This is a genomic window from candidate division Zixibacteria bacterium HGW-Zixibacteria-1 (assembly GCA_002838945.1).
Classification (GTDB): domain Bacteria; phylum Zixibacteria; class MSB-5A5; order GN15; family PGXB01; genus PGXB01.
Map to the genome: position 1 here is coordinate 56,985 of PGXB01000020.1, position 6,522 is coordinate 63,506.

Annotated in this window: 5 protein-coding genes; 1 reads left to right on the forward strand and 4 read right to left on the reverse strand. The window is 48.0% G+C overall.

Annotated features, from left to right (window positions below):
* Window positions 1-4: 4 nt before the first annotated feature.
* The 3 genes from CVT49_09175 to CVT49_09185 all read right to left on the reverse strand — a co-directional run bounded on the left by CVT49_09175 (window position 5) and on the right by CVT49_09185 (window position 4,563).
* Entirely contained in the window at window positions 5-1,135 is a 1,131-nt protein-coding gene (locus CVT49_09175) for a hypothetical protein (protein PKK83362.1), read from the reverse strand.
* A 35-nt stretch (window positions 1,136-1,170) separates the two neighbouring features.
* Window positions 1,171-1,980 carry a hypothetical protein gene (locus CVT49_09180; GenBank protein PKK83363.1) on the reverse strand — a complete coding sequence of 270 codons (810 nt, stop codon included), beginning with the start codon at window positions 1,978-1,980 and terminating at the stop codon, window positions 1,171-1,173.
* Between the two features lie 279 nt (window positions 1,981-2,259).
* On the reverse strand, window positions 2,260-4,563 hold the full coding sequence (locus tag CVT49_09185; protein ID PKK83364.1) for a hypothetical protein: 2,304 nt from the start codon (window positions 4,561-4,563) through the stop codon (window positions 2,260-2,262).
* Between the two features lie 486 nt (window positions 4,564-5,049).
* Between CVT49_09185 and CVT49_09190 the strand changes: the two genes are divergently transcribed.
* Complete coding sequence (locus CVT49_09190) at window positions 5,050-5,529, forward strand: transcription elongation factor GreA (protein ID PKK83365.1); 480 nt, start codon at window positions 5,050-5,052, stop codon at window positions 5,527-5,529.
* A gap of 499 nt (window positions 5,530-6,028) precedes the next feature.
* Here the strand turns inward: CVT49_09190 and CVT49_09195 are convergent, their stop codons facing one another.
* Window positions 6,029-6,448: a hypothetical protein gene (locus CVT49_09195; GenBank protein ID PKK83366.1), complete on the reverse strand. Its 420-nt coding sequence runs from the start codon at window positions 6,446-6,448 to the stop codon at window positions 6,029-6,031.
* Window positions 6,449-6,522: the final 74 nt, after the last annotated feature.

A 6,522-nucleotide genomic window follows, 5' to 3' on the forward strand; every position in this document is an offset into this window, starting at 1 on the left:
TCCATCACCGATTTTGAACGGTTAAATTCCCTTGGGTCGTCTCGATTTGTTCCGCGCCCGGTTCTGTTGGCCGTCGCAGTGTCAGGCGCTGCCGGCCGGAAGGTCGTTCCTTAAAATAATACCGAGGCATTTTTTCAAGCAGATCGACCGCGCCATGTGCCGCGGCGTCATCACTGACGGTGATCTGCAAATAATTTTCAAGTTGAGGCAAATGGCTCAATGATCGCGCCTTAAGACCGGCTTCATTCAGAACGGAAGCCACTTCATCTGGATTGATCGCCCTGACTATGACAAAATCAGCCGGAGTCAATCGACAGGATATTCCCAGACTGCACAGCCTGACCGAAAGATATATCATCGCCTCATGGATATTATCCGCCATAGTTTCGCTTTTTGACATGATGTTCAGCACTGCCGGACCTGACAGCTTCTTCATGAACATCGGGGGCTCTTCGACCGCAAATTTTTCCAGCCTCGACATTGTTCGGTGGCCGGACAGGATATAGTTAAGCGAAAATTCATTCTCGGGAATCGATACCTGTACATTTCTGAGAATTATCAGATTATCATAGCTTGCCGCAAGACCGGCGGCATCCGAACCGAAATACTCGTAGAACGATTCGTTGAGTAAAAGAGAAACATTTTTCGAGGCATTCAACAGCATCTCAATTTCATAGCGGCTGTACACTGTGCCGGTCAGAGCGTTGGGCTGATCGAGACAGATCAATCGGGTGTCGTCTGAAATAAGTCCCAGGATTCCATCCACATCGGCGCTGAAAGGTGTTGCACCCAGATGTGAAATGACTTCCATTCCATAATTTTCCAGTCGCAGCACCAGCCCATGTTCATCCGGGCCGCAAATAATGACCTGTTTTCCGGGATGACAAAGAGCCTGCACGATATTGTCTATGGCTCGGTTGAAATCGGGGCAGATTCGAAGGTACTCTTCGGGCAGGCCGGAATAACGAGCCAGACGCTCTTTCAAATCATCATTTGATTTTTCGGAGATAAAATGGAACCGGTCGCTCCTGATGAGCCGGTGAATATGTTCTGCAACCTGGCCGTTCGATCGAACTTGATCCTTAAGGTTGGCTTTTCGTTCTGAATCCCTCGTTGTGCCGTTTACACCTTCCATGGCATCGGCTCCTGTTTAAGGTTCTTCCCATCAGCTCATTTTGATCCCGAAGAAATCTTATCTTTCCTTACCGGCTGCAACATCGTTGACGATTTCCGGTAGATGGCCTCTATCGATTTTCGGACATAACGGGGGATCAGATCCCTCGTTCTTATTATCAATGATTTTTTGCGACCCTTGATTTTGGCCGTTCTGGCTTCCGGTTTCCCCTGCTCGGTATATGCTTCATATCGAAGCAGCCGGGGCGAGTACAACAGGGCCTCTTTTATGTCATCAAGGGCACTCGATTGGACATTCTCCAGATCAACATAAGCCTTGCCGATTTCATGATCGAAATGGGCGTCGCTTCCGGAAGTTTGGGCAATGTCAGGATAAAAACTCAGGAATCGATCGGTACTTATCAGGGTTTCGGGCCGGCAGCGGTAATTGAATGCCTCGATCAGGTCGGCCTTGGATAAAATATGCGCCGCCTGCTCGCCACTCAGTTCGCCCCGCTCTTCCTTGATATCCATCAGGCCGGTACCGGGACGGTACGGATGCGGAATCATCACCAGGCCGCCCTGCTGATGTATTTCATCAATGACATCATCAATTTCGCGGGAGACTATTTCATCGGTCAAAAACAGCCCGATTATATGCATACCGCCTGCGGCCGTGATTTCCATACCGGGTATGACCGTCACCCCGCCTGAATTCTTTTTCGTAAGGCCGACCGCCGACATGGTGTCATGGTCGGTTATGGCGACAGCATCAAGACCGGCTTCTTTGGCGGTCTTCAACAGTGTCTCGACATCAATCCGCCCGTCAAACGAGTGATTGGTGTGAACATGTAAATCGAGTTTCATCTCTTCCTCTCATTCTCATCCTTCCTGATTGTGGATAATTGCAAGGTTGATGCCGGGGAGGAAAAGATTTGCACACAATCGGCAAGTTGCTGTATCACAATATATTAAGTGAGACAAATTATCGAAATCAGGTATGATTGGAGGATTACCGACCATAATTTCAGAAAATATTTCCGCCCTGATAAGAAGGATATTCCGCGGCAAAAAAATTGCCGCCCGGCGAGAAAGGTTAATGACCGGGCGGCACCTTGGAAGGTGAGAATGGGTTAATTCATTTACTCACAGTCGGGAAATAACAAACGCTGAGGTTACTATCCCTCCGATTATCGATATCGTGCTGGAAGCGGCCTTCAACCAGTCGCGATCTTTCTTGATTTCTGTCGGGACTACAATCACGTCGCCAAGTTCGACTTTTTTCTTCAGCGTTCCGCCTTTGGCAAAAACCTGACCGTCGGCCTTGATTAGCTGCGTCCCTTTTTTGTATGCCTGGTTGGTGAAATTTCCGGCTCGCTCCACATAATACTTGACATTTTTTCCGGGTAAATATCTGATGGTTCCATTCGAGCCGACCGCACCCATAACCGAGATGCCGGTCGGTGACTCCGGAATATAAATATAGTCATTCCGCTGGAGCTTGATATTGCCCTCGCTGCCGCCGGTGGCGAACAGCTTGTCCATGTCGATTATAATCCTGTTAACCCCATCCGGGTTGAAATCAACCAGGTTGATTTTTCTGATGTTGCCGAGCGAATCTTCCTTCAAAGGCTGGGAATTGGCTATTATGGCGGGGACATTTTGTCTTTCCAGATTTTCCGCAATCGATTGCCGCTTGAAGATCGTCCCGCCGGGAAAAGCATTATCGGTAAAACCGCCGGCTCGCTGTATCAGCTCATAGAGTGTCTCATTTTTCGAACGCAGGGCATATTGACCGGGAAACTGCACTTCGCCTTCGATGGTAACGATGCGATGCATGAACCAGTCGGGCAGTTTGCGCACAAAAACCCGATCGTCCTCATGGAGCGCAAATGAGTGGCTGGCTGAATCGGATAGATCAATATTAAGCAACGAAACCCGCCCGAGACTGTCCGTTCGGGCCACTTCCAGGCCAAGTTGATAGGCGTTTTTATTGAAATCACCGGCCAGAAAAATCAGGTCGGATACGGTCATATTGTCATATAGCAGGAACTTCCCCGGCCTTTTTATTTCACCGTCGATATAAACATATTCCCGGCGCTTTACTTCATCGATACTGTATATATGCAGCGAATCGAGGTCGTGCAGAGCCAGATCATATCTCCCGGCCATAACTTCATTCAGATCAACCGGGATAATGTCTATTCTGCGGTCCGGGTATCGGCGAAACAGATTAGCCCGGCCGAGAAAAACATCCTGAGGCAGCAACTCCCCCCGATCGACAAGCGTTTTAAGGGTCGTGGAGTCGGTTCGTTCGAATTGCCCCGGATGTTTGACCATCCCTGCAATCGAAACAATATTTTGTTTCATATCATAAACTGAAAAAACGGTCAGAACGTCGCCGTCGGCCAGTTCCATATCATCGATATTGCCATTGTTTTGATTCATATTCAAATCAATCACCTGGCGTTCGTCTTCCGGAGAAATCCGGTCCAGCATGATTCGATCGAGATAGGCTTCGGCGGTTGGTCCGCCCGCCAGTTCAAGCAGACTGCCGACCTTTTCGCCTCCGATCAATTCATAGATGGCGGGGCGTTTGACTTCGCCGTCAATTGACACTCTCGGCCCGGAAACCGGAATAAAAATAGCATCACCCGAGGCCAGTCGAACATCGCAGCGGCTGTCACCTTTTATCAGGAATTGGTATAGATCGAGTCTGCTTTCAATTCGATTATTGCGGATCAACTGAATATTGCGCATGGAACCGCGTTCGTTCGGTCCGCCGGCCAGGTACAGCGCATTGAACAGGGTTGTCAGCGAACTGACCGTATAGGCTCCCGGTTTTTTTACCTCCCCGGTGAGGTAAACGCGAATCGAGCGTATTTTTCCAAGCGACACCGACACTTTAAAATCGGTATAAACATTTTGGAGCTTTTTGGTGACATTATTTTCGAATTCACTCATGGCCTGTCCCCAGACGACCACTTCGCCGACTTTCGGAATAAACACTTTGCCCTGCCGGTCCACCGTCAGGTTGTATTCCTTTTCGACTTTGCCCCACAGGTAAATAATAATATTGTCGCCGGGGCCAAGAATGTACTCGGACAAATCGGCCACTTCTGAGGGCGGCGACAGTTCGGACGGCGTCAGGAATAAATCATTTCCAAACGGCTTCAATTCCTTGTCTTTTGCCCCGAGAGCTTCTTTCATTTCAGGAAGATCTCCCGAAATAAATTCTGAACTGCTGTCGGCGGGACCGGCCGAAGTCGGCTGGTCACCGAAGATTTCCGGAGTAGTGTAAGAATTATCCGCGGCGCCTTTTTGCTGGCCGAATTCGCGGTACTTTTCAAGTAACTCCTGGTCGGATAATGTCTGGCAGAAACCGGGTTTAAACCAGTTTATAGCCACCAGAATAAAAACCAGAAACGACAGTAATAAAAGCTTTCTCATTTTCACCTTCCCATGTTTTCAAAATCCATTCTCGCAAACTGTTATGGCAAAGCGGATGCCGAATTGAGGGCCGCCAACAATCTCTTGAATAGTAACAACTTAAGATTATAGGGATGGTGTGATCGCCATGATTTTGGGAAAAAATATCCCGCCCCTTCCCGGAAAATTTTTCGAAAATAACATGAGCAGTATGGTAATAGTGGCGCCATCGCCGGTTTTTATAATACCCATAATTTAGAGATTGAGGCGGTGCTCACAGTACCCCGGCCGGGAACATCATTTGCAATTCTCAAACCCTTTTTTCGACCTTCGTTGAAGGTACTTTTGGCATTAAGAGTGAAGAACGCCGGTCACCCCTTGGGACCTATTATGGCTTTCGGAAACACTTAAGACAGTTCAAACAGTGTAGTCGGTAAAGGCTGCTCTTTGCTATTGAATAATATGATAAGTTGATTTTTGGCGGGAAATGCAGTATATATAAGATATATGGACAATCAACCGATTTTTTTATCAAGAGAAGGGCTTCTAAAGCTTGAGCAGGAACTCAAGCAGTTGAAGACGGTGGAGCGCCCGACGATCGTCGCTGAAATAAAGCGGGCCAGAGAAATGGGCGATTTATCGGAAAATGCCGAGTATCACGCCGCCAAAGAGGCCCAGGTGCATATCGAAAGAAAAATTGCCGAACTGGAAGACAAGCTCAGCCGGGTCCAGTCGATCAATACTGATAATATTCCCAGCGACAAAGCTTACCTGTTTGCCAAGGTGCTGGTCAAAGATCTTGATGACGGCGAGGAAATCGAATATACGCTTGCGCCGCAGGAAGAAACAGATCTTGACAATGATATTATCTCCATCAAGTCCCCCATCGGCGCCGCTCTGCTTGGTAAAGCGGTCGGTGATGTATTGGAGGTCAAGGTCCCGGCCGGTATCATCAAGTACGAAATATTAAAGATTTCCCGCGAATAAAAAAAATCTCCTTCCGTTATGGAAGGAGATCATCTGTTTACTATCAGGTAAATCGGATCAGTACACTTCTTCTTCGTCGGTCGGACTTAAATCAAGTTCGTCCTCTTCGTAGTATTCTTCATCATCCGAACCCACCTCGGCGGCCATGTCGGCACATTCGATAGAACAGAAGACCTGTCCCGCCTGTCTAACGGCCTTGCCGTCAAATTCTTCGCCACAGAATTCGCAGACCATTTTTAACCTCCATCAAAGTCATTTATGCCAGATGGCAGCGACTGATAAAAAATAATAATTGCAGAATTTGCAAGCAAAATTTTCAATTTTTGCCCGGCAAATCGAAAATAATTTTAGTTTACTTTCGACAGTTTATAACAAAAGTTTATACTCAAAATGTTTCCGAAGAATTAATTCCTGTGGAGGTTTCTACTTCCGGGCATCTTTATCATTATCTTTCAACAACTTAACTGCACAATAGCCGTCTTAAAATCTTTCCGAAACCCTATATTTCGGGCGGCGGAGCACCGTAATTGGCCCATTCCTCTTTGGACGGTCCAAAGGTTCCGGGGACCTTCAGTCCGGCCTGGCGCATCAGGACCGTCATCTGCCCGCGGTGGTGAATTTCGTGATCAATAATAACCATAAGCGACTTGGCCCGTTTCCACTGCTGGCCATACATATCGTCTTCTTTCATCAGGTCGGCGTCGGACCAGTCCTTTTCGACTTGCTCGCCGAAAGAAGTGGCGATCTCGTCATAAGCTTCCCTGATTTCCTCGATCGTATCGGGCATCGGGGCATCAGCTTTGGGACCGTCGAGCTTTAATCCTGTCCGCTCGGCCATTTCGGGGATGGTAGTAACAATGTGCCACGCGATACGTTTCAGATCGCGGTGTCCCTTATACTGCTCCCCATTAATTGACAAGGATTGTTAAGAGAGTATCTTGTGGCTGATTTCACAAAGGAGATCAGTCATGAAGCGACGGCAATGGGATTCGA